The organism is Burkholderia sp. ABCPW 14 (assembly GCF_001523835.1).
Lineage (GTDB): Bacteria > Pseudomonadota > Gammaproteobacteria > Burkholderiales > Burkholderiaceae > Burkholderia > Burkholderia mayonis.
The window spans coordinates 88,188-109,933 of the sequence record NZ_LOVS01000055.1 but is presented as its reverse complement, the minus strand read 5'-3'; the positions used below and the strand labels follow the sequence as shown (position 1 = coordinate 109,933).

At 66.5% G+C, this 21,746-nt stretch carries 16 protein-coding genes and 1 pseudogene; 7 read left to right on the top strand and 10 right to left on the bottom strand.

Annotated elements, in window-relative coordinates:
* Nucleotides 1-87: 87 nt before the first annotated feature.
* Nucleotides 88-513, bottom strand: a complete 426-nt coding sequence (locus WS62_RS07955) for a winged helix-turn-helix transcriptional regulator (RefSeq protein WP_066569820.1) — start codon at nt 511-513, stop codon at nt 88-90.
* 255 nt (nt 514-768) lie between these two features.
* Here WS62_RS07955 and WS62_RS07950 point away from each other — a divergent pair, with 255 nt between their 5' ends.
* The gene (locus WS62_RS07950; protein ID WP_066569818.1) at nt 769-1,776 is read left to right on the top strand and encodes a zinc-dependent alcohol dehydrogenase family protein; all 1,008 of its coding nucleotides are present in this window, start codon (nt 769-771) and stop codon (nt 1,774-1,776) included.
* Between the two features lie 39 nt (nt 1,777-1,815).
* Here WS62_RS07950 and WS62_RS07945 read toward each other — a convergent pair whose 3' ends face one another.
* The 6 genes from WS62_RS07945 to WS62_RS07920 all read right to left on the bottom strand — a co-directional run bounded on the left by WS62_RS07945 (nt 1,816) and on the right by WS62_RS07920 (nt 8,969).
* A complete protein-coding gene (locus WS62_RS07945; protein WP_066569816.1) occupies nt 1,816-2,838 on the bottom strand; it encodes a hypothetical protein in 1,023 nt (340 codons plus the stop codon).
* 499 nt (nt 2,839-3,337) lie between these two features.
* Complete coding sequence (locus WS62_RS07940) at nt 3,338-3,853, bottom strand: activator protein (protein ID WP_066569815.1); 516 nt, start codon at nt 3,851-3,853, stop codon at nt 3,338-3,340.
* Between the two features lie 115 nt (nt 3,854-3,968).
* A complete protein-coding gene (locus tag WS62_RS07935) occupies nt 3,969-4,793 on the bottom strand; it encodes an OmpW/AlkL family protein (protein WP_066569810.1) in 825 nt (274 codons plus the stop codon).
* A gap of 79 nt (nt 4,794-4,872) precedes the next feature.
* Nucleotides 4,873-6,126 (bottom strand): DUF2957 domain-containing protein, encoded by a 1,254-nt coding sequence (locus WS62_RS07930; protein WP_066569803.1) that lies wholly within the window; start codon nt 6,124-6,126, stop codon nt 4,873-4,875.
* 61 nt (nt 6,127-6,187) lie between these two features.
* Nucleotides 6,188-7,786 carry a DUF2957 domain-containing protein gene (locus WS62_RS07925; protein WP_066569800.1) on the bottom strand — a complete coding sequence of 533 codons (1,599 nt, stop codon included), beginning with the start codon at nt 7,784-7,786 and terminating at the stop codon, nt 6,188-6,190.
* 736 nt (nt 7,787-8,522) lie between these two features.
* Nucleotides 8,523-8,969, bottom strand: coding sequence for a winged helix-turn-helix transcriptional regulator (locus WS62_RS07920; protein ID WP_082720790.1), 447 nt, complete (start codon nt 8,967-8,969; stop codon nt 8,523-8,525).
* A gap of 284 nt (nt 8,970-9,253) precedes the next feature.
* On the opposite strand from WS62_RS07920, the gene WS62_RS07915 reads away from it, so the two are divergent.
* The 6 genes and pseudogenes from WS62_RS07915 (at nt 9,254) to WS62_RS07890 (ending at nt 16,080) form a co-directional block, all read left to right on the top strand.
* On the top strand, nt 9,254-10,486 hold the full coding sequence (locus WS62_RS07915; protein WP_082720789.1) for a MoaF-related domain-containing protein: 1,233 nt from the start codon (nt 9,254-9,256) through the stop codon (nt 10,484-10,486).
* 67 nt (nt 10,487-10,553) lie between these two features.
* Nucleotides 10,554-10,952 (top strand): annotated as a pseudogene (locus WS62_RS07910) (GNAT family N-acetyltransferase); the annotation flags it as partial.
* 280 nt (nt 10,953-11,232) lie between these two features.
* Nucleotides 11,233-11,847 (top strand): LysE family translocator, encoded by a 615-nt coding sequence (locus WS62_RS07905; RefSeq protein WP_066570009.1) that lies wholly within the window; start codon nt 11,233-11,235, stop codon nt 11,845-11,847.
* Between the two features lie 370 nt (nt 11,848-12,217).
* Nucleotides 12,218-13,354: a glycerophosphodiester phosphodiesterase gene (locus WS62_RS07900; protein WP_066569795.1), complete on the top strand. Its 1,137-nt coding sequence runs from the start codon at nt 12,218-12,220 to the stop codon at nt 13,352-13,354.
* A 130-nt stretch (nt 13,355-13,484) separates the two neighbouring features.
* Nucleotides 13,485-14,927: a DHA2 family efflux MFS transporter permease subunit gene (locus WS62_RS07895; RefSeq protein WP_066569793.1), complete on the top strand. Its 1,443-nt coding sequence runs from the start codon at nt 13,485-13,487 to the stop codon at nt 14,925-14,927.
* Nucleotides 14,928-15,285: 358 nt separating this feature from the next.
* The gene (locus WS62_RS07890) at nt 15,286-16,080 is read left to right on the top strand and encodes a sulfite exporter TauE/SafE family protein (RefSeq protein WP_066487053.1); all 795 of its coding nucleotides are present in this window, start codon (nt 15,286-15,288) and stop codon (nt 16,078-16,080) included.
* A 228-nt stretch (nt 16,081-16,308) separates the two neighbouring features.
* Here WS62_RS07890 and WS62_RS07885 read toward each other — a convergent pair whose 3' ends face one another.
* The 3 genes from WS62_RS07885 to WS62_RS07875 form a co-directional block, all read right to left on the bottom strand.
* The gene (locus WS62_RS07885; RefSeq protein ID WP_066569791.1) at nt 16,309-18,156 is read right to left on the bottom strand and encodes a S10 family peptidase; all 1,848 of its coding nucleotides are present in this window, start codon (nt 18,154-18,156) and stop codon (nt 16,309-16,311) included.
* 600 nt (nt 18,157-18,756) lie between these two features.
* On the bottom strand, nt 18,757-20,856 hold the full coding sequence (locus tag WS62_RS07880) for a D-(-)-3-hydroxybutyrate oligomer hydrolase (RefSeq protein ID WP_066570007.1): 2,100 nt from the start codon (nt 20,854-20,856) through the stop codon (nt 18,757-18,759).
* Nucleotides 20,857-20,974: 118 nt separating this feature from the next.
* Entirely contained in the window at nt 20,975-21,352 is a 378-nt protein-coding gene (locus WS62_RS07875) for a BON domain-containing protein (RefSeq protein ID WP_066487057.1), read from the bottom strand.
* Nucleotides 21,353-21,746 lie beyond the last annotated feature (394 nt).

Sequence of the window (21,746 nt, the reverse complement as noted above, 5' to 3'; positions counted from 1 at the left end):
CGCCGGCCATGCGATGCAGACGGAACCAACGATTTGCGAATCGACCTCGGCGCATTCGCGCTCGACCGATCCGTCTGCATCGATACGCTACGCGGTCTTTCTCGCGGCGGCTGCGCGTTTCTTCGACTGCGTCGATGCGTCGCACGCCGACGCGTCGCGAGTCGTCTCGGCGGAGTCGACGCCCGATTGATGCGTCCGATACGCATCGCCCCATTCCCGCAAGCTGATCAACACGGGAGCGAGCGTCTTGCCGAACGGCGTCAATTCGTACTCGACCTTCGGCGGCACCTGCGGATAGACGTGGCGCGCGACGATCCCGTCCGCCTCGAGTTCGCGCAACTGCAGCGTCAGCATCCGCTGCGTCGTGTTCGGCATCAGCCGCGTGAGCTCCATGAAACGCTTCTTCTCCCGCAACAAATGAAACAGGATCACCGGCTTCCACAATCCGCCGATGACGGAAAGGGTCACCTCGACGGAGCATCCGCTCTTGCTGTCGAAACGTTTCGGTCGCATCGCCGCCTACCTACATAATTAATAGTACCGGCCTTAATTGTACGTTCTTGCATCGAACGAGGTACGTCCGGACAATTCGTCCGTCTGCCGTCCGCTCGTCGGCCGGACGCGGCCCGCTTCGCTCAGTGCGGTCCACGTGCACTCGCGTGCGACACGCGCAACGACGCACCGCGCGCCGGTCCTTGGTCGGCCACTCACGAACACATCGATCGCGCGCCGCGCTTCGAGCGCTCACCATTCACAGGAGTCGAATCAATGAAAGCCATCATGCTGCGCCAGCCCGCAGGCCTCGAACAGCTCGAACGCGTGACGCTCGCCGATCCCGGCGCGCCCGCCGCGGGCGAGATCCGCGTACGCGTTCATGCAAGCTCGCTCAACTATCACGATCTCGGCGTCGTCACGGGCAGGATGAGCGCCGCCGACAAACGCATTCCGATGTCGGACGGCGCGGGCGTCGTCGAAGCGATCGGCGAAGGCGTCACGGAATACGCGGTCGGCGACGCGGTCGTGTCGACCTTCTTCCCGCAATGGCTCGACGGCGGCCCGACCACGGCGGACTTCGCGACGGTGCCGGGCGACGGCGTCGACGGCTACGCGCGCGAATCGGTCGTGCGGCCCGCGCATTGGTTCACGCACGCGCCGAAGGACTACACGCATGCGGAAGCCGCGACGCTGACGACAGCCGGCCTCACCGCATGGCGCGCGCTCGTCGTCGACGGCAACCTCAAGGCCGGCGACAGCGTGCTCGTGCTCGGCACGGGCGGCGTGTCGATCTTCGCGCTGCAGTTCGCAAAACGAATGGGCGCGACCGTGATCGTCACGTCGTCGTCGGACGAGAAGCTGGAACGCGCCCGCGCGCTCGGCGCCGACCACGTCGTCAACTATCGCCGCGACGCGAATTGGGCCGCGAAGGTCCTCGAGCAGACGAACGGACGCGGCGTCGATCACGTGATCGAAGTGGGCGGCCCGGATACGTTGCCGCACTCGATTCAGGCGTGCCGGATCGGCGGCCATATCGCGCTGATCGGCGTGCTGACGGGCATCGCCGGGCCGGTGCCGACCGTCACGCTGATGACGCGCCAACAGAATCTGCAAGGTCTCATCGTCGGCAGCCGCCGGCACCAGATCGACATGGTGCGCGCGATCGATTCGACCGGCATCAAGCCAGTGATCGATCGCACGTTCGCGCTCGACGAGATCGCCGACGCGTTCCGCCATCAGGCTGCGGGCAAGCACTTCGGCAAGATCTGCCTGTCGATCTGAGCCGATCGGCGCGAGCCGGCTGCCGAGCCGGCCCGGCGCTCAGCGCATCGACCTGCGTTTCGTGTGAATGATCGGATTGCGCCGCGACGTGAAACTCATCGACGCGGCCAGCCGCCCCAGCACGGCCTCGCCGGCGCCGCCGATCTCACTGCGCGCGGGCGATGCGAGGATCATGTCGAGCCATGCGTTCAACGCGCCTCCATGAAAGCGCCCGGCCATCGCAGCCACGACGTCGGGCGCCGCAATCATCACACCCGCGAGCAGGTAATACGCCCAGAAGCTTCCGGCGCCCGTCAGCCGATCGAGCCGGCAGACGGCGAGCGCGGCGCACAGCCCTTCCGCCGACGCGAGATCCCGACGCTCACGCCGAATCGCGGCCGCGATGCCGTTGTGCTCGCCGCCGTATGCGGCGAGCGTGATCGGCGCATTCGTCGCGAGCGTCGCCGAAAACATCGCGAGCGCGGCCATGACGTCGATGTGCTTTTCGTCCGCTAGCCACACACATCCGATCGCCCGGTCGATGACGCGGCCCGCCGCCGGTCCGTCGCAGCGAACCAGACCGCGCATCGCGTCTTCCGCGACGTCGCCGTCCGCCGCGAGCGCGTGCCCGATGCCGAGCTCGATCGATTCGAGCGCGGCCCAGCCGACTTCCGGATCGTCGAAGCCGCACGCGTTCGCCATGCCATACGCCCCGTCGAACACGGCTTTCGAACCAGGTAGATAACGATCGACGATCGCGAGCAGCCGTTTCGTCGGCGTCCGCGCGAACGGGCCGTCTGTGGCGGCGCGCGCCGTGTCGGCGGATGCGCCGTCGCCTTGCAGCGCCGCGAGCAGTTCGCTCAGGAGATCGGCGTCCGCCGTCGGGCCGCGCCGTGCGCTTGCATTCGATCGCGCGAGCGTGGTGTTGTACGCGGCGGTCGCGATGTGCGCTTCGCGGCTCGCCGCCGCCGCGGACGCAAGACGCTCCGCGTGATCGAGGAGATGCCGAAGCCATGCTGCCGTGCGCAAGCTGCCGAGCGACAGGCCTTGGGCGTCGACACGATGATTATGATTGTCAGGCATGGGTCATCCGAGAAATAGCGATGCGGATCGTGTCCGCACTTGGGCGACGGCAACTGTCGCTGCGCGTCGCACGCGAGCCGCCCTCGCCCATGCGTCGAAGGCCCGACTCCGCGCGGCGCACCGATGCGCGAACGCGTCGCCCCTTTTATTTTTGACGACGACCGGCCCACTTTCGTCCCGCTGTCGATCGGGCTCCGAAACGTCCGCACGACGGCCGCCCCGCCTTCGCGCTCGTCTCGCGCGCCTCGCGCGCAACCTTCGCACGCATCGCACGGCGCGCACCGCGGCCCCACGCGCTTGCCCCTCAGCGCGATCGCAGTGCTCGCCGGGCCGCGCATCCCGGCACCATGGCATGCGCGGCTGCCCTGACGTCAGGCGAACTTCCAGTCACTCGTCGTCTTGCGAACGCGGCGGCTCCTGGCGGCCACGTTCACGCGATACACGCGCAGCGGCTCATGATCGACGAGCCGCCGCACGGCAAAAACGTGACGAACGCGAATTACTGGACGCGGAACTTCGGCGACGTCACGACCGTCCCCGTCACCTTGCAGTCCGGCGCCAGCACGGCGTTGCTGAAGGTGATCGACGAATTCACGTCGTTCCACGACGTCACCACCTTGCTCGGACCGCACTGGCCGAGCAGCGTCACGTTGACCTGCGCGTTGTTGATCGTCAGTTGAGTCGCGCTGTCGGCCTGGCCGGTCCATGGGTTCAGGCCGCTCGCGCTGCCCTTGATGAGGCCGCACAGGCTGTTGCTGCCGGCAAACGTCGTCGACGTGATGTTGACGACGCCCGCCGACGTGATCGTGCCGTTGAACGTCGCGACGCAGTTCGCGGTGATCGATCCCTTGGACAGCAGCGTTTCGTTGGGAGACGACGTCGCCGAGAACGGCTCGCCGTTCGGATTCATCGGCTGGCCGTCGACGCGGGTTACGGTGACGGCGAGCGCTGGCGTAGCTGCGGCCGCTGCGAATGCCAACGCGACAACGAACGGAACAAATTTACGGTTACGCATGAGTCTGCCTCACTTGACGAATGGCGGCTTGCCGCCGGTAGCGTGACGTCGCGGCCGATCGATCTCGCCCGCTCGGTCACAGGAAGCCCGGGCGCCGACGCCGCGCGCCCGTGGCTCAGAACTTGTAAGAGATCCCGACGAACGTGATGAGCGGATCGGCCTTCAGCTTCGTGCGCGTCGTCGCGAGCGTCGTGCCGTCGGCAGCCTTGATGACGAGCGACGAGTACGTCTTGAGCGGCATGTACGACAGCGTCGCCGTCAGCGCCCAGCGCTTGGCGAACGCATAGCTCGCGCCGATGTTGTAGACCGGCGTGAACGACGACGACGCCTTCCCCTCGACCGACGTCGGCCCCGGCTTGCCGGCGCCCGCTGCGAGCACGCTGCCGAGGTTGTCGTTGACGTCCTTCGCGAAATTGCCGTTGAGCTCGATGTTCGAGAACCAGCTATATGCGATGCCGATGCCGACGAACGGCCGGAACTTCGCCGTCGGCGAATTGAAGTAGTAGTTCAGGATGATCGTCGGACTCCACTGCCGCGCGTTTTTCACGGCAGGCTGATTCGCCGGATTGCCGAGATCGACGCTGCCGAGCGAGCCCGACGGACCAGGCGGCTTGATGACGCCGTGGCCCGTCAGCGCGAACTCCGGCGGAATCCCGAGCACGGACGTCACCGCGATGTGGTCGGTGAAGAAGTACGTGAACGTGAGGCCCACCGTGTCCGCGTTGTTGACCGTCAGGCTCGTGCCCGGCGACGTGAACGAGCCGGGCAGCCGCAGCGGGCCGTTGATCGGCGAATTGACGACGTTGGTGGTGAGGCCGTTGCTCGAATCCTGCGGCATCACGTGGAGCCAGCCGAGCGTCGCGACCGTGTCGCCCGCCTGCTGCGCGAAAGCGCCCGTCGATGCACCTGCAACGATGCACGCGGCAATCAGCTTCTTCATGAAGTCTCCTGATACTCCGATCGGGCGACGCGGGCCCGCGGGCCGCGCATCGCCGTGTGTCTCCTGTTCCGCGCGACGCTCACTGCACGAACGCGCCCACCGTGAAGTACGGGTTGTTGACGTCGCTCATGTCGAGGAAACCGAATACGCCGCCCGTGAAGATGAACTTGCCGGTGGACGGTCCCGACGCCGCATTCGTCTGGACCGTCGTGACGACGCCCGGCACGGCCTGCGTGTAGTCGAGATTGAGCGCGCGCGTGAGCGCGACCTGCGACGCATGGAACGGATCGAGCAGCGTCGCCTGCGTGCCGACGAGCGCAGTCGCGCGATAATCGAACAGGCTGTCGACGCCCGTGTATTCGCCGTCCTGCGAACCCAAGGCGATCGCCTGCTGCGGACTCAGCATCGAGATCCCGGATTCGTCGTCCGCGACGGGCGCGCCTTGCGTCAGATCGGAATTCGCCGCGCCGGTGCGAATGAAGATGGGCACCAGCTGGTTGCGCAGCTTGCCGACGATCAGAATGCCCTTGCCCGCCTTCGTCGGGTCCAGCGACGGCAGCGTCGCCGGGATCTGCGGCTGATAGTTGAGCGACTCGAACACCGGTGCATCGGCGCGCAGCGTCAGCTTCTGATTGGCGGTCGCGCTCGACGCGAGCGGCTGCCCGCCGTTCTTCCTGCCGAAGTTGTCGGTCTCGACGTACGTACCGTCCGCATTGATCGTGACCTTCGCGTCGACCGCCGCTTGCATGAAGTTCTGCGACGGCACCTGGTGATAGCCGAGCTGGTTGTAGTTGCCCGCGATCTTCGAAAGATCGGTCTCCTGATCGGAGAAGCTGATGAACGGATAGTACGGGAACGTCGTCTTCGGAATCCGGCCGACGCCGATCACGCCGTCGAACTCGATCGTCGCGCCGGGAATCGCGCCGCCCAGCACGCCCTCGCCGAGAAACACGCGCGCCGGGCGGTTCGGATCGAGGCTCGCGTTGTTCAGCCGGAACGTGCACTGGTTGAGCTTCTCGGTCGGAAGACCCGTCTCGTCCGTCAGCGTCCCGGTCACGACGTTGTTGGGCGGCGTATCGCGCGTCGGCTGCACGGTGCCCGCCGCCGCCGGCACCGGCGACGCGAGATATGTGACCTGAAACGTCATCTTCGTCGTGTCGAGCTGCACACGAACGAGCTCACCGGAGCCGGAGCCCCCCGTAAACACGGTGCTGTAATCGATGGTCTTCGGACAGAGCCGAACGACGGGCGCGGGCGGCGGATCATCGCCGCCGCCGCAGGCGGTCAGGACGGAAGCCGATACGGCAGCGGCCAGCGATTTTCTCCAATACATAGGAATCCTCGATATCGTGAAGTCTGCGGCGGCGCGCTGCGCGCCGCCGCGATGTCATCCGTTACTGAACGAACGCGCCGACCGTGAAGAACGGGTTGTACTGGCTGTTGTTGACGACCATCCCGTACACGTTGCCGACCTTGATGAGCCAGCCGTAGTCGCCTTTCCTGAAGATCGCGACCGTACCCGCGCTGCCTTGCGCATTGAAGTCGCGCGTCGCCGTCACCTTGATCTTGCCGGGCGTCGCCTGCGTGTAGTCGAGCGAGAACTGCGAGCTCACCGAAGACGTCATCGGATCCAGGAATGCCGCGGTCGCGCCCTGGAACAGCGTCGACGTATAGTTCGCCGCGAGCGTCGACACGGCCGAGCCGTCCGTGCAGTTGCCGGCGGACGGGTAGAAGAACCCGTCGTGATACGTGCCGGGCAGTTCCGGATGAGGCACAGTGTTGTCGAATGCCGGGCCGCTGTTGGCGGGCGCGTTCGAAGTGCCGCTGAAGCTCACGACGCCGCACGCAACTGCGCTCGTCGCGCCGATGTAGCCGCCTTGCAGCGAATTCGCGGCTATCGCCGTAACGGGCGCGAGCACCGAGATGCCGATTTCCGCGTCCGCTACCGATCCGAGCGGATTGCTCGCGTCGACGTTCGCGTAGCCGACACGAATGACGACGGGCACGAGTTGGCCGTTGAGCTTGCCGACGATCATCACGCCTTGCGCCTGGCTCGGCGTCAGGATCACGAGCGGCTGGCCCTGCCCCGCGGACGGATACGGCTGACTCGGTTGCGGATGACTCACGAACACGTTGTCGGGCGAGCCGTCCGCGTTCGTCCGCAGCGTCCAGGGTGTGCCGGTCGTGCGGCACGAGTAGTCGCTGCCCGGCGTGATCGTGCACGAACCGTCCGCATTGAGCGTCTGGGTCCAGTTCACGACGTCCGGCTGCCAGCCTTGCGGCGCAGCCGTCTGGAACGACGTGCCCGTCGGCTGCAGGTGCACGCCGACCTCGTTGTAGACGCCGGCCACTTTCGCGAAGTCCGTTTCGGTGTCCGTAAAGCCGATGAACGGATAGAAATCGAAGGCGCGCGACGGCACCGTGCCGATCGTCAAGCCCGGAAACAGTTCCAGGCCGGAGAACGCGATCGTCGCACCGGGAATCCCGCCGCCCACGACGCCCATGCCGACGAACAGCATCGGCGGATCGGCGCGATTGATCGTCACCGAGTACGCGCCATCGCTCGTCGCGCCATTGTCGAGCACGAACGCGCAACGGTTCTGCTCGGCGGTCGGCAGACCGGTCGCGTTGTGGAACGTGCCGTTGATCGTGAGGCCGGCGCGCGTGTTGTTGATCTGCCCCGCGGACGTCGGCACCGACGACGCGATGAATTGCATCTGATAGGTCTTCTTCGTCGTATCGAACTTGACCTTCACGTATTCGCCGCTGCCCGAACCGCCCGTGTACGTCGTCGAGTAATCGAGGGCATCGGGGCACAGCTTCGTCACCGTGGGCGGCGTCGTGCTCGGTCCGCTCGGCGGGCACGAGCTGCCCGAACATTGCCCGACCTGAATCGGGCCGGGATCGTCCCCGCCGCCGCAGCCAGCGAAGAATGGCATCGCGACAACCACACACGACAGCACGGTCGCGCGAAGATTAGGAATACAAAGCATCACCCCTCCTTTTTGGTCCAACCCGGTCTCGTCCGACGTGGCCTCATCGCTCGCCGGCTGGTTGGTATCTCGGCGTCTCCGACAGGCGACGCGGCGATTCTGGACGCTTGGCCGCGAGCATGCGGTCAATGCGAATTCGGCTCACAGGATTCGATGCGCGCGCCGATTCGCGGCGCGGCATGATAATGCGGCGCGCTCAAGCGAAAATTGAATGAAAATCGACGGCTAATTAGCGATGCGATGGCGCAGGAAAGCAATGCGCGTGACGACTGCCCGTACGGGAATTTGAAAAAACGGCTGCTCCGCTGACCCCTCGTATGTGCGCATCATCCTCGGTCTCCGTAAGTACGCTCGTAGTTATCGTGCTGCTTTATTTGCCATGACTATGATCCGATGAATGGAGTATGTAAACCGACACATGGTTCCAAACATCCGAGCCTGATCAAACCTCGACCGTTCAGTGCTCTCAACGTTGTTTCAAACGTCATACCAGGCAATGTCAAATTCCGATCGAACAGCTTTCGCGTCGCTTTCTCTCAAGTATGATGAATGACGCGGCGCACCAAAGCAACCCTTTCCTTGCTTTTCGCTCGTTTCGCACGGCAGAGGAAACAATGGCAATGATTCGATTCGCTTGAAAAAGCGTCAGTCGAGAATAAAAAATCACATCGCGCCAGCATTTATTTTCTCGATATTGCGCGATGCCGATTTCTCCCGATTGAACGCTCGCGATCGGTCAAGCGCTCACGTTACCCTGCCGGGCGTCGTAGGCCGTCCGCGCATCGAGCACGGCATCGAAGTGCGTTTCCGCCCACACGATGATCGGCGAGATCGAACGCGCGAGCGTATGTCCGAGCGGCGTGAGTGCATATTCGACCGACACCGGCACCGTCGCGTAGACGGTGCGCGCAACGAGCCCGTCCCGCTCGAGCCGCTTGAGCGTTTGCGACAACACTTTCTGCGACAGGCCCTCGACATGCCGCAGCAGCGCATTGAAACGCAGCGGCTCATGCGAAAGCAGCGCCAGGATCAGGACGGTCCATTTGTCCGCGATGCGATCGAGCACGAGCCGCGTCGGACATTCCGACGCGTACACGTTGCCCTTGCGCGGCACGTCGAGAAGCGAAGGTTTCCTCTCGGTAATCTGCTCACCTTTTGGTGCGTTCTTCCCCATCGTTGCCATCCAGTCTATAGTTTCTTCTGGTAACCACCTGTATTGCAGATACTAGCACCGTTTGCGCGGCGGTCCATTTCCGTGTCGCCGTGCGCGTCGACGCGCGACATCCATGCTCCGAAGGAACCGGTAATATCGCCGTTCGCGCGTCGATCCGTCGATTCGTTTTACTAACTTTCAAAGCGAGGTGACGCACCCAGATACCGGCCCGACGATACCGTCCTGCCTCGACGACGCCGCATCGCTTGCTCGGGCGTCGCATTTACAACACCAAGACTCTCAGGGAATCCTTCATGTTCTTACGCTCTCTCGTGGCGCTCGCCGCCGCAGCCGCCTCGATGTTCGGCGCGAGCCTCGCTCATGCGGCAGGCGCCGGCGCGCCGCTTCAGATCGACGTCTACAACCCCGGCGAAAAGAGCCTTTTCCCGGTCTCGTCAGAGATCGTCACCGGCAAGACCGGCACGATCCTCATCGACGCGCAGTTCCAGCGCAACGACGCCGAGGCGCTCGTCAACAAAATCAAGGCGACCGGCAAGCCGCTCAAGCTCGTCTACGTGAGCCACAGCGATCCGGACTATTACTTCGGACTCGACACGATCAAGGCTGCCTTCCCGGACGCGAAGATCGTCGCGACGCCGCAGACGGTCGCCGCGATCCGGGCGAACAAGGACGACAAGCTCGCGTACTGGGGGCCGATCCTGAAGGACAATGCGCCGCGTTCGCTCGTCGTGCCGCAACCGCTCAAAGGCGACAAGCTGACGCTCGACGGCCACGAGCTGCGCATCGTCGGCCTCGACGGCCCGTCGCCCGATCGCACGTTCGTGTCGATCCCGTCCGCGCACGCGATCGTCGGCGGCATTCCGGTCGCAGCGAACATCCATGTGTGGATCGCCGATACGCAGACGCCGGAATCGCGCCGCAACTGGATCAAGACACTCGACCGGATCGCGGCGCTTCATCCGAAGCGCGTCGTGCCCGGCCACTACCTCGCTAATCCGGACGGCAGCGAGCCATACACGCCCGCATCGGTGAAGTTCACGCGCGACTACCTGGTCGCGTTCGAAACGGAAGCTGCGAAAGCGAGAAATTCCGCAGAACTGATCGCCGCGATGAAGGCGCGTTATCCGAACCTCGCCGACGCGTCGTCGCTCGAGATGAGTGCGAAGGTCATCAAGGGCGAGATGCAGTGGCCCGTCGTCGGCACGGCGTCCGCATTCCCGGCCGCGGGCAAGAAGGCGCTCGTGCAGTTCGGCGACATCGGCTTTCGCCTCGACTTCAGGGACGACCACACGATGACGTTCGTCGGCACGTCCGGCCAGTACCAAGGCGCGACCGACACCGTCGAATACAAGGCGACGCAGATCCGGCCGCAGGTGTTCATGGTCTACTGGCACGAGCCGAAGAGCGGCGACAACGTCGTGCACGTCGAGGATTTCGAGAACGGCGTCGTCCATACGAACATCGCGCATCGCAACGGTGAGTTTCAGCACCTGAAGGGAACGATCCGCATCGAAGACGCGAAATAACGCAGCGCGTCGAATGCGCCGCGCCGGAGCGGCGCTTCGTCCTGCCGGCGCATCGCATCGGACGGGCAAGGCGCGTGCATTCCGGCGCGACGTCGCGAGAGCGTTGCGTGCGGCGATCGCACGCGGCTCGTCGCCGAAGACGCCGACGACGCCGGCGGCCGCATCGTCGGCACCGTGCAGATGATCGCGCGCTTGCCGGAAAACCAGCCGCATCGCGCGGACGTCGCGAAGATGCTCGCGCATCGCGCTGCGCGGCGACGCGGTATCGCGCAGCGCTTGCTCACCGTGCTCGACAATGTCGCGCGCGGCCGGCAAGACCCTCCTCGTGCTCGACACCGTGACGGGCGGCGACGCGCAGCGGCTTTATCAGCGCGCGGGATGGCAGCGCGTCGGCGTCGTCCCGCAGTACGCGCTGATGCCGCACGGCGCGCCGTGCGCGACGACGTTCGTCTACAAGCAGGTCTGAGCCTCGGCGCGCGGCGTCTCTCCGGCGCACGAACTGCGCGTACCGCGCCGGCCGCCGCATGCCGGCGCTCGGCCCCATCTTTCGATTGCCCGGCGGCTCCGCCGTGCTTTAAGCTCGCTGCTTCGGGCGTTTCGTCTGCAGATTGAGCCACATGTTGCGCATGCCGTATGTCGAAATGCGCACAACGTCGGCGCACCGCCGTCGAAACGCGCGCCGCCCGATTCGCCCTGGACGCATTGCCGACGAGTCGATCCGGCGTTTCCACGACGAGCGACATTCCATGACGGTCAGCCCCACTCTCGCCTTCATCGTCACCTGCCTCGGCTTCGGCTTCATCCCGGGCCCGGCGCTGTTGCAAACGGTTTCGCTGACGCTGCAGCACGGCCGACGCGCGGGCGTGCTGTCGGCGCTCGGCATCCATCTCGGCGCGTTCTTCCAGATCTGCGCCGTGGCGATCGGCGCGGTCGTCGTGCTCGACACGTCGCCGTGGCTCTATCACGCGCTGCGCGTCGCGGGCGGCGCGTATCTGATCTGGCTCGGCATCCAGCGCATCCGCACGCGGCCCGACGGCAGCGACGCACCGTCCGCCGTGCCGAAGAACGTGATCTCGTCGAGCGCGCTCATCGAGGCGTCGAACCCGAAGTCGGCGCTGTTCTATCTGTCGTTCCTGCTGCAGTTCGTCGATCCGTCCGCGTCGCTCGACGTCGGCTGGCAGCTCTTCCTGCTCGGCGCATGCGCAAACCTGCTGTTCTCGCTCGCCGACCTGATCTGCATCGCGCTCGCGCATCCGCTACGCAAGAACGCGGCGCCGGGCGGCGCGGCGATGACCGTCGGGCGCTATCTCGCGGGCGCGCTCTTCGTCGCGCTCGGCGTCGTCGCGATCGTCGAGCATTGACGCAGGGTCGAGCGAGCGAGCGATCGTCTCGTCTCGTCTCGCATCGTCGCGAACATCGGGACGCCGCGCCTCGGGTTCTCCGCACATGCGCCCGCCCTCGGCGATTTCTTCATGCCGTCAGGCAGCCGCGCCTTCCACCTGCATGCCCGGCGACGAGCGTGCGGCACCCGACAGTGTCGCCACCGCGCGGCGTACAAAAATAGACAGCAATAAGCAATACATATGTAATTATTCGCTGCGACGATCGCATCCCGGCCGGCATCCGCCGCGCGGGGCGCGCGTCACCTGCTCGGGCGCGCGGACGCGAACCGCCCGCCGCCGACTAATCCCCTTTCCCCTTGGCTTGGTTTCGTTTCACAGGATCGACGACATGTTCTTCAAGCGCTCGTTCGCTTTCTCCCCCGTCGCACTCGCGTGCGCCGCCACGCTCGCGCTTGCCGCCTGCGGCGGCGACGACCCCGACTACACGCAGCCGATCTCGGCAAAGGTGCAGGTGGTCGGCCATCGCGGCGCGAGCGCGCTGCGTCCCGAGCACACGCTCGCGTCGTACCGGAAGGCGATCGAGGACGGCGCGGACGTGATCGAGCCCGACCTCGTGTCGACGCGCGACGGCGTGCTCATCGCGCGTCACGAGAACGAGATCTCGGGCACGACGAACGTGTCGGCGCTGCCGCAGTTCGCGAGCCGCAAGACGACGAAAACGATCGACGGCGCGCAGCTCACCGGCTGGTTCACCGAGGACTTCACGCTCGCCGAGCTGAAGACGCTGCGCGCGCGCGAGCGCATCCCGCAGTACCGTCTGGCGAACACCGCGTACGACGATCAGTTCGAGATCCCGACGTTCGACGAGATCGTCGCGCTCGCGAAGCAGATGTCCGCGCAGGTCGGCCGCACGATCCACATCTATCCGGAGACGAAGCATCCGACCTACTTCCAGTCGATCGGCCTGCCGCTCGAGGCCCGCCTCGTCGACGCGCTGCGCAAGGACGCGTACACCGCGCGCGACGCGACCGTCTATATCCAGTCGTTCGAAGTCGCGAACCTGAAGGCGATCCGCAACCGGATCGGATCGAGCCAGCCGAACTGGAAGCTCGTGCAACTGATGGACGAGCCGAAGCAGCGTCCGTACGACTTCGTGAAGGCGGGCGACACGCGCACGTACGGCGATCTGTCGACGCGGCGCGGCATGCGCGAGATCGCGGCATATGCGAACGCGGTCGGGCCGTACAAGACGTCGATCATTCCGGTCGGCAGCGACGGCGCGCTGCAGCAGCCGACTCAATACGTGCGCTATGCGCACGAGGCGGGGCTGCTCGTGCATCCGTATACGTTCCGGCCGGAGAACAACTTCCTGCCGGCATCGCTGAAGGACGGCGGCGCGCCGAGCGCGCGCAACACGGCGGGTTCGGTGCGCGAGATCCAGGCGTACCTGCGCGCGGGCATCGACGGCTTCTTCACCGACGATCCCGCAGTCGGCCGCACGGCCGTCGATACGTTCCGCCGGTGAGCATCCGCGTGCGGGCCGCGCGAGTCGCCACGGCCCGCACGCCGACGAGAAGCCGCCTGTCAGCAACCGGCAGGAAGACGCGTCACGGCGCGCTTACAATGCTGCCTCCCACCCTTCGGAGGCATCGCCCATGACTCATGGCCTGCACGGCCCGAAGCGCTGGTATGCGCTCGTCGTCCTCTGCCTGGGCGTGCTGATGATCGTGCTCGACTCGACGATCGTCAACGTCGCGCTGCCGTCGATCGGCGCGGACCTGCACTTCTCCGAAACCGCGCTCGTCTGGATCGTGAACGCCTACATGCTGACGTTCGGCGGCTGCCTGCTGTTGGGCGGCCGGCTCGGCGACCTGTACGGCCATCGCCGGATGTTCCTCGCCGGCTTGACGCTCTTCACGCTCGCGTCGCTCGCGTGCGGGCTCGCGCAGACGCAGGCCGTGCTGATCGCCGCGCGCGCGGTGCAGGGACTCGGCGGCGCGGTCGTGTCGGCCGTCGCGCTGTCGCTCATCATGAATCTCTTCACCGAGCCGGGCGAACGCGCGAAGGCGATGGGCGTCTACGGCTTCGTCTGCGCGGGCGGCGGCAGCCTCGGCGTGCTGCTCGGCGGCCTCCTCACGAGCACGCTCAGCTGGCACTGGATCTTCCTCGTCAATCTGCCGATCGGCGTCGCCGTCCATGCGCTGTCCGCCGCGCTGCTGCCGAAGGTGCGCGCGCCGACGCCCGACGCGCGGCTCGACGTCGCCGGCGCCTTCACCGTCACGGCTTCGCTGATGCTTGCCGTCTATGGCGTCGTCAACGGCAACGAGGCCGGCTGGCTGTCGATGCAGACGATCTCGCTCCTTGGCGGCGCGGCCGCGCTCTTCGCGGCGTTCGTCGCGATCGAGGCGCGCGTCGCGCATCCGTTGATGCCGCTTTCGCTCGTCGCGAAGCGCAATGTCGCGGTCGCGAACGCGATCGGCGTGCTGTGGGCGGCCGCGATGTTCGCATGGTTCTTCCTGTCCGCGCTCTACATGCAGCGCGTGCTCGGCTACGGACCGCTCGAGGTCGGCCTCGCGTTCCTGCCCGCGAACCTCATCATGGCCGCGTTCTCCCTTGGCCTGTCCGCGAAGATCGTGATGCGCTTCGGCATCCGCGGCCCGATCGCCGCCGGGCTCCTCGTCGCCGCGCTCGGCCTCGCGCTGTTCGCGCGCGCACCCGCCGGCGGCGGCTTCGTCGCGCACGTGCTGCCCGGCATGGCGCTGTTGGGCGTCGGCGCGGGCGTCGCGTTCAATCCGGTGCTGCTCGCCGCGATGAGCGACGTCGCGCCGAGCGATTCGGGGCTTGCGTCGGGCATCGTCAACACGTCGTTCATGATGGGCGGCGCGCTCGGCCTCGCGGTGCTCGCGAGCCTTGCATCCGCACGCACCGACGCGCTCGTCGCGGCGCACGCGCCGCTGACGATCGCGCTCAACGGCGGCTATCACGTCGCGTTCGCGTGCGGCGCGGTGTTCGCCGCGGCGGCCGCGGGCTTCGGCATCGCGCTGCGCATCCGTGCGCAGCCGAACGCCGGAGCCGAACCGCACGGCGCCGTGCATTGAGCGGCGCAGACGCGCGACCGGCATCGCCCGCGCGCGTCGCTCTCGACAACCCGCGCGGCCGCGCGTTGCGCCGCGCACGTTCGCCGCCGACTCGAGCAACCGTGCGATACCGTCGCGTCGCTCGCGGCTCGCGATCCGGCGCCGGCCGCATCACCCGGCGGCGGCACGCGTCCGCCGCCCCTCTTCCCACCCGTTCGCGCATCGCGCGCTTGGCCGTTGCGGCCGCTCGCGGTTGCCCGACGCCCCGCGTCGAGTCCTTCCCGATCTTTTTGTGCTTTTCCGCATCGATCCGCGAGTTTTGCGACAATGGCAGACTTACTTCGCGCTGTTGCTTTCAAACGCCTAACGCCCTCCGCCGATGCCGTTGCTTCATATCGATCCGCTGTATTCCCTGTCCGGCCTCTTCGTCGGTTTTCTCGTCGGCTTGACGGGCGTAGGCGGCGGCTCGCTGATGACGCCGATCCTCGTCCTCCTGTTCAACGTCCATCCGGCGACCGCTGTCGGCACCGATCTGCTGTACGCGGCGCTCACGAAGGCGACCGGCACGTTCGTGCACGGGCTCAAGGGCACGGTCGAATGGCGGATCACCGGGCGCCTGGCGGCAGGCAGCGTGCCCGCCGCCGCAGTCACGCTGTGGTTCCTGCATTCGCACGGCATGCATTCGCAGGAAACGAGCCGGATGATCCAGTTCGTGCTCGGCGCCGCGCTGCTGCTCACGTCGCTGTCGCTGCTGTTCCGCCCGCAGCTCGCCGCGTTCGCCGCGCGGCGCACGCGCGCGCTCCCGCCGAGCCCGGCGCGCACGCTCGCCGCGACCGTGCTCACGGGCGCCGTGCTCGGCGTGCTCGTGTCGCTGACGTCGGTCGGCGCGGGCGCGATCGGCGTGACGGTCCTGCTGCTGCTGTACCCGACGCTCTCGACGACCCGCATCGTCGGCTCCGACATCGCACACGCGGTTCCGCTCACGCTCGTCGCGGGCGTCGGACACTGGATGCTCGGTTCGGTCGACTGGTCGATACTGGTGTCGCTGCTGATCGGCTCGGTGCCCGGCATCGTCGTCGGCAGCCATCTGTCGGCGCGCGCGCCCGAAGGGCTGCTGCGCCGGATTCTCGCGACGACGCTCGTCGCGGTCGGCGCGAAGCTCGTGCTGTCCTGATCGCATCGCGCGCGCCGAACGCACGTTTCGCGCGCCGCATTCGCCCTCGTCCCCGCCACGCTCCGACGCGGCCCGCCACCCGCCGGGCGACCGCCCCAAAAAAACGCCTCGCGAGCGCATTGCACCCGCGAGGCGAAGATCGCCGCGAAGCCGCCGTTCGCGACACCCGGGCCCGCCGCCGTCGAGCGACGACGGCAGGCGGCCCGGCGGGAACAAGCTAGCCCCGCATTACTGCCCCTGCTGTTGCTTCTGTTGCTTCATCTGCAGCGCCTTCTGCTGGCGCAGCAGCACGCGTTGCAGCGCCGTGCGATCCGCGAGGACACCGTCGTAGAACGTGGCGAGATCCGACTTCATCGCGATCCGCGAGTGATCGTTCAGATAGATCATGTGGCCGGACGGATAGTTCTTCACGGTCAGGTTCGCCGCCTTGAGCGACGGATCGAGCGGCATCTGCTGCAGCGTGAGCTCGGTCTGGTGGAACGGCGTCACCGCGTCGAAGTAGCCGTTCGCCGACAGCACCTTGAGGTCCGGGTTCAGGCTCATCGTCGCCGCGAGGTCGCCCGCCGTATACAGCGTATTGCCGCCGCCGCGATTCGCGCCCGTCGGATCCGTGTGGCTGAAGTCCCAGTTGTTGAACACCTGGTCGTTCAGATCGACGAACGACGACGTCGACACGTACTTCAGGTCGTTGTTGATGTAGTCGTTCCACAGCACCGTGTACGCGCCGCCGATGTTGCTGATCGACGGATCGTTGCTGCCCGAGTTCGGCAGGATGTACGGCGCGATGCCCTTGCCCGTGTAGTTCGCGCGTCCGTCGTACTGGCCGATCTGGATGCCCGGCACGAGCGTCAGGAAGAACGTGTACGGCGGGTTGTCGTCCGACGACGGCACGTTGCCGAGCGCGGCCGGATTGCCGAACGTCTGGATCAGCGAGACGGCATCGGTACCGATGTACGCGCCCATCTGCTGCGCGGCCGCGAGGTTCAGGTTCAGCCGCACGTTGACGAAGCCGCCGTCCTGCGGATTCGGCGCCTGCGCGAGCGGCGTGAGCACGTTGTCCGCGTAGCTGCGCGCCTGCACCATGTACGCGTCGAGATCGGTCGGTTTCGGGCTGACGGTCGTCTTGTTCCAGTAGAACGCATCGGCCGCGAGCGTCGGGAAGATGCCGATCGCGCTCACCGCGTTCGCATAGTCGAGGATCGACGACTGCAGCGTGACCCCGTTGAGCTCGATGCCGTCCTCATGCAGCACCCACGACGTGACCGCGCTGCGCACCGTGCCGTACGACTCGCCGAACAGGAACTTCGGCGAGTTCCAGCGCGCGTACTTCGTCAGGTAGCGCTGGATGAAGCGGTCGATCGAGTGCGCGTCCTGGTCGACGCTCCAGAAGTCCTTGTTCTTCGCCGGTGCGATCGCGGCCGAATAGCCGGTGCCGACCGGGTTGATGAACACGAGGTCCGAGCGGTCGAGGAGGCTCTCCGGGTTATCGCGCAGCCGATACGGCGCGGGCGGCGTGAAGTTCGGGAACGACGACTGCAAGCGCTTCGGCCCGAACGAGCCGAGCAGCAGGTAGACCGACGACGAGCCCGGGCCGCCGTTGTAGAAGAACGTGACGGGGCGCGGCTTCTTCGGATCGGGATTGTCGAGCGTGTACGCGACGTAGAACATCTTCGCATTCGGCTTCGACGTGATCGGGTCGATCGTCACGAGGTGGCCGGCCGTCGCCGTGTAGGTGAGGATCTGGTCGCCGATCTTCACCTGCCGGTGCACGACCGATGCGCCTTCCGTCGCATCCGTCACCGCGTCGTTCGGGCCGGTGCCATAGACGTCGTTGTCGAGGTACGGCTGATCCGGCGGCAGCGCGGCGTTGCTCGTCGCGTCGGTGGCAGTCGTGGCGTTCGCGGACGTCGCCGTGTTCGCGACGTTCGCGGCCGCGAGCGACGGGCTGCCGCCACCTCCGTCATCGCCGCCGCAAGCGGCGACAAGCAGTGCGGCAAGGGCGGCAGCGGCGACCGGCCGTGCCGCCCTGCCCAACCTGAGCGCGAAACCGTCTTTCAAGGACTTCTGTATCTTCATTATTGCCCTCTCGAATAGAACGATAAATTCCGCCGATTGAAACGGATGATTTCATCGACGCTCCGCACCAGGAATGCGACCGTTATGCGACGCGCACCCCGAGCATTTTCGCCATGTGCAGCATTAGCACATGGCATTATTTACCTGCCCGAATTTCCGGCTTGACGCACTGGAATAAATTCCAGAATAAAATCGGCGATCGAGATGCCGATCGCGCGGGACGCCCCCTGCGCTCCGAGTAGACAAGCCCGCCCCCGCGCGCAGCCAGGCTGCCGCACGCATTATTTTTTCGAAGAAAACAATCCTCATTCGATTTTCGATTAATCATCGGCCGGTCATCCCGGTCGATTTCTCGAAGACCAAAAATGATTTTGAAAGGATTATTTAACGAATCAGCAATATATTAGTCACATGTAATTTTTAAAAATATGAGCAAATACCGGCGCATATTAGAAGCGCCCGACTGCAACGTAAAGTAAGAATTTGTTACAGAGAAATCCGGGAATGGCGCCAATGCGGCGAATACGTATCGGCCAATGAAAACGGCCGGCCGCACGTGCGTGCGGGCCGGCCGTCGCGACAGAAAACGTGCGTCGCGCGTCAGAGCGGCACGTCGATCACCCCCGCGTTCACCGTGATCGCGTTCGTGCCCGGCGACTGGACGATCGGCGGCAGATTCGCCGTCGTCAGCGCGGGCGCGGCGCCCGGCGCGCCGCCGCGCGGCGCCGTGCGGATCACCTGCGACGGCGGCAGCGGCGCGCCGTTCTTCAGGTGGTCCCACATCAGGTTGAGCGCCTGTTCGTCATAGTAGTGAACAGGCACGAAGCGCGTGTCGAAGCCGGGCACCGGCAGGAACGCATCGAAGTGCTGGCCGTTCGTCACTTCGTAGAACGACAGCTGGCTCGCGCCGCCCTCGGTCGCGCTGTTCTGCGCGACGTACGCGCGCGACGCGTGATTGACCGGCACGAGCGCGTCGCTGCGGCCATGCACGATGATCGCCGGCTTGTGCTGCAGGTTCGCGTTCACGCGCACCGCATCGACGTTCGCCGCGATGCCGAGCTGGCTCGCGGTCCATAGCTGGCGCAGGCACAGCGCGCCCGCAAAGCTCGCGTCCGGCGTCGCGAGCCGGTGGTCGACGCCGCCCGCGACGCCGTTGAACACGAGGTTGATCCCGTTCGTCGGCGGCACCCCGTTGCCCGCGCCGAACAGGTTCGTCATCGGCGACGTGGCGGGCGCGGCGACGGCGCCCGTCGCCGGGTTCGTCGTCGCGAAGCTGAAGTTGCACAGGTTGTCGCTGACGCGCGATCGCGTGTAGGCGTTCGCGTACGTGACCGCAATCGCCGGGATCGCCTGCGAATCCCACATCGGCGCCTGCAGCAGGTCGGAATCGGCGAGATACCCGGCCGCGTGCAGTCGCGCAAGCGCGTCGCTCGCCTGGCTCTGCGTGTCCGCGCCCGAGACGAGCCCGGCCGCCGCGAGCGTCGCGCAGCGCTGGACCCGGATCGATTGCGTGACGCTCGTCGGCAGCGCGCTGAGGTACGGCGCGCCCGTCGCGGCGCTCGCCGCCGCCGCGCACGGCTGCAGCAGGTTCGCGAGCGTCGCGTAATCGGCGAGCGGCCGGCCGAACGACGGCACGGGCGCGCCGCCCTGCTCGACCGTCACGCCAGGCGTCAATCGCACGTTGATCTGCGGCTCGCCGACGACGACCGCGGTGATCCAGCCGCGCGTGTCCTGCTCGGCCGCCGCAAGCGCCGAACCGCCGCCGTTGCTGACCGAGGCGGCGATCGTCGTGATGTCGCCCGGCCGATAGCGGATGCCGTGGCGCGTGCCGTCGACGACGGGGCCGAACTGCTCGTTCAGCGCCCAGTACGCGAACTCGACCGCCTGCAACGTCACGCGTCCCCAATCCTGCTCGGGATTCTGCTGCGAATGCGCGTGCTTGTACGCGTAGCGGTTCGCAAATGCGCTGTTGAACGCGGCGAGCGTGCTGCTCGATTCGCTCGCGGTGAAGAGGCTCGCGCTGCCGGCGCTCGATGCGCTCGCAAGCGTGCCGTCAATCAGCGTGACGAGGCCCGTGCCGATCTCGTGCGCGCCGTTGCCGCCGCCCTTGTCGTTGTACGCGACCGCGCAGCCGCGCTTCAGGCCCCACTCGCCCGCCGCGGCGATCGCGCCGTACACCCCGCGCGAGCCCGACGCCGTCGCCGTCACGATGCACGGATTCGCCGGATCGAAGCTCGCCGGCACCTGCACGAGCAGCGTGACGTTCTTGCGGCCGCTGCCGTCGTCGGAATACGCGAGATATTCGGTGCCGGGAATCTTGCCTTCGCCGAGCGTGTCATTGCCGGCGAGGTCGACGTTCGGCCCCCAGAAGCGCCCGTAGCCGCCGTTCGCCGTGATGTCGACGAGCGCGCGATAGTTCGAGTAGATCGCAAGACGCCGCAGCTCCGCCGCGCTCGGCTGCGCCGGATTCGCGAAGCCGGGCCGCGTGTCGCCGCCCAAGCCTGTCTTGCCGAGTCCAGCCGTCAGCAGATCGTCGCTGACGCCGTCGTAAGCCGTCGTGCGCACGCTGCCCGAAACGAAGTCGGGCAGCACGTTCACCTGCGCGTTGTCGTTGCCGTGGCATGCGCCAAGCAGCACGCTGCCGAAGAACGCGAGCGCCAGCATCGACGCACGCTTCGATCCGCCCCTGATCGTCGTCATCATCGCCCCCAGTCTGCTTGGTTGGTTCGAATCGCTCGATCGTCGAGCCGCGCGCGCCGAGCCCGAGCCCGGCCGGCGCGCGCGGCGGGCGGCGTCGCTGCGCCGCCCGTCCATCGCCTCACTGCGGCTGCACGGACAGCTTGTTGTTGACCGACGCGACGCCCGACACGCCCTTCGCGGCGTCGACCGCCTTGTCGATCTGCGACGCGTCCGGCACTGATCCCTCGAGCGTCACGACGCCGCCCTTCGCACGCACCGTGACGTTCGACACGTTCACGCCGTTCACCTTCGAGATCGCCTTGCGCACCGCGTAGCCGAGCTTGCGGTTCGACTGGCGCGCGGTCTTCGCGGCGGCCTTCGACGCGTTCGGCGTGGCGGCAGGCGCGTTCGCGTCGGTCGACTCGGTCGCCGCGCCGCTCGCCTGCGCGAATGCGTTGCCGCAGACGAGCGCCGCGACGATCATGCCTCCGACTGCCTTCGTTACGATCGATTTCATGCGTTCTCCTGATTCTGGTGGTTTCGACGGGAACCGCGACTGCGGGCAATGCTCGGTCCGAATCGGACCGCGATGCGTCGTCGCGCGGCGCCGCATCGCGGCTGCGCGAGATGATGCGGGAAAAGCGCCGGCCGGGAATCGAGCCGGATGCGAGCCGGATGCGAACCGGCGCGGCGGGCCGGAACCGAACCCACCGCGCGCCGGGCTGCGTCGCCGCGCCGGAAAGACGTGCGGCGGCCGGCGCGGCCGTTGCGGCGGATGCAGCCGCGCCGGCCAGCACCCGCGCGTTTGCGTTCGCCAGCTGAACGCAAACGCGCGACGGCCCTGCACAATGTAATCCACAGTCCGCGCGCGCGCCAAGTTCTCGTGCTGCGGCGCGGCGCACCGCACTGCC

Coding starts and splice junctions, on each gene's coding strand:
- WS62_RS07955 (WP_066569820.1), bottom strand. CDS start 513: ATGCGACCGAAACGTTTCGACAGCAAGAGCGGATGCTCCGTCGAGGTG.
- WS62_RS07880 (WP_066570007.1), bottom strand. CDS start 20,856: ATGACGACGATCAGGGGCGGATCGAAGCGTGCGTCGATGCTGGCGCTC.
- WS62_RS07915 (WP_082720789.1), top strand. CDS start 9,254: ATGTTCTTACGCTCTCTCGTGGCGCTCGCCGCCGCAGCCGCCTCGATG.
- WS62_RS07930 (WP_066569803.1), bottom strand. CDS start 6,126: ATGTATTGGAGAAAATCGCTGGCCGCTGCCGTATCGGCTTCCGTCCTG.
- WS62_RS07950 (WP_066569818.1), top strand. CDS start 769: ATGAAAGCCATCATGCTGCGCCAGCCCGCAGGCCTCGAACAGCTCGAA.
- WS62_RS07875 (WP_066487057.1), bottom strand. CDS start 21,352: ATGAAATCGATCGTAACGAAGGCAGTCGGAGGCATGATCGTCGCGGCG.
- WS62_RS07885 (WP_066569791.1), bottom strand. CDS start 18,156: ATGAAGATACAGAAGTCCTTGAAAGACGGTTTCGCGCTCAGGTTGGGC.
- WS62_RS07905 (WP_066570009.1), top strand. CDS start 11,233: ATGACGGTCAGCCCCACTCTCGCCTTCATCGTCACCTGCCTCGGCTTC.
- WS62_RS07925 (WP_066569800.1), bottom strand. CDS start 7,786: ATGCTTTGTATTCCTAATCTTCGCGCGACCGTGCTGTCGTGTGTGGTT.
- WS62_RS07890 (WP_066487053.1), top strand. CDS start 15,286: ATGCCGTTGCTTCATATCGATCCGCTGTATTCCCTGTCCGGCCTCTTC.
- WS62_RS07940 (WP_066569815.1), bottom strand. CDS start 3,853: ATGCGTAACCGTAAATTTGTTCCGTTCGTTGTCGCGTTGGCATTCGCA.
- WS62_RS07945 (WP_066569816.1), bottom strand. CDS start 2,838: ATGCCTGACAATCATAATCATCGTGTCGACGCCCAAGGCCTGTCGCTC.
- WS62_RS07920 (WP_082720790.1), bottom strand. CDS start 8,969: ATGGCAACGATGGGGAAGAACGCACCAAAAGGTGAGCAGATTACCGAG.
- WS62_RS07900 (WP_066569795.1), top strand. CDS start 12,218: ATGTTCTTCAAGCGCTCGTTCGCTTTCTCCCCCGTCGCACTCGCGTGC.
- WS62_RS07935 (WP_066569810.1), bottom strand. CDS start 4,793: ATGAAGAAGCTGATTGCCGCGTGCATCGTTGCAGGTGCATCGACGGGC.
- WS62_RS07895 (WP_066569793.1), top strand. CDS start 13,485: ATGACTCATGGCCTGCACGGCCCGAAGCGCTGGTATGCGCTCGTCGTC.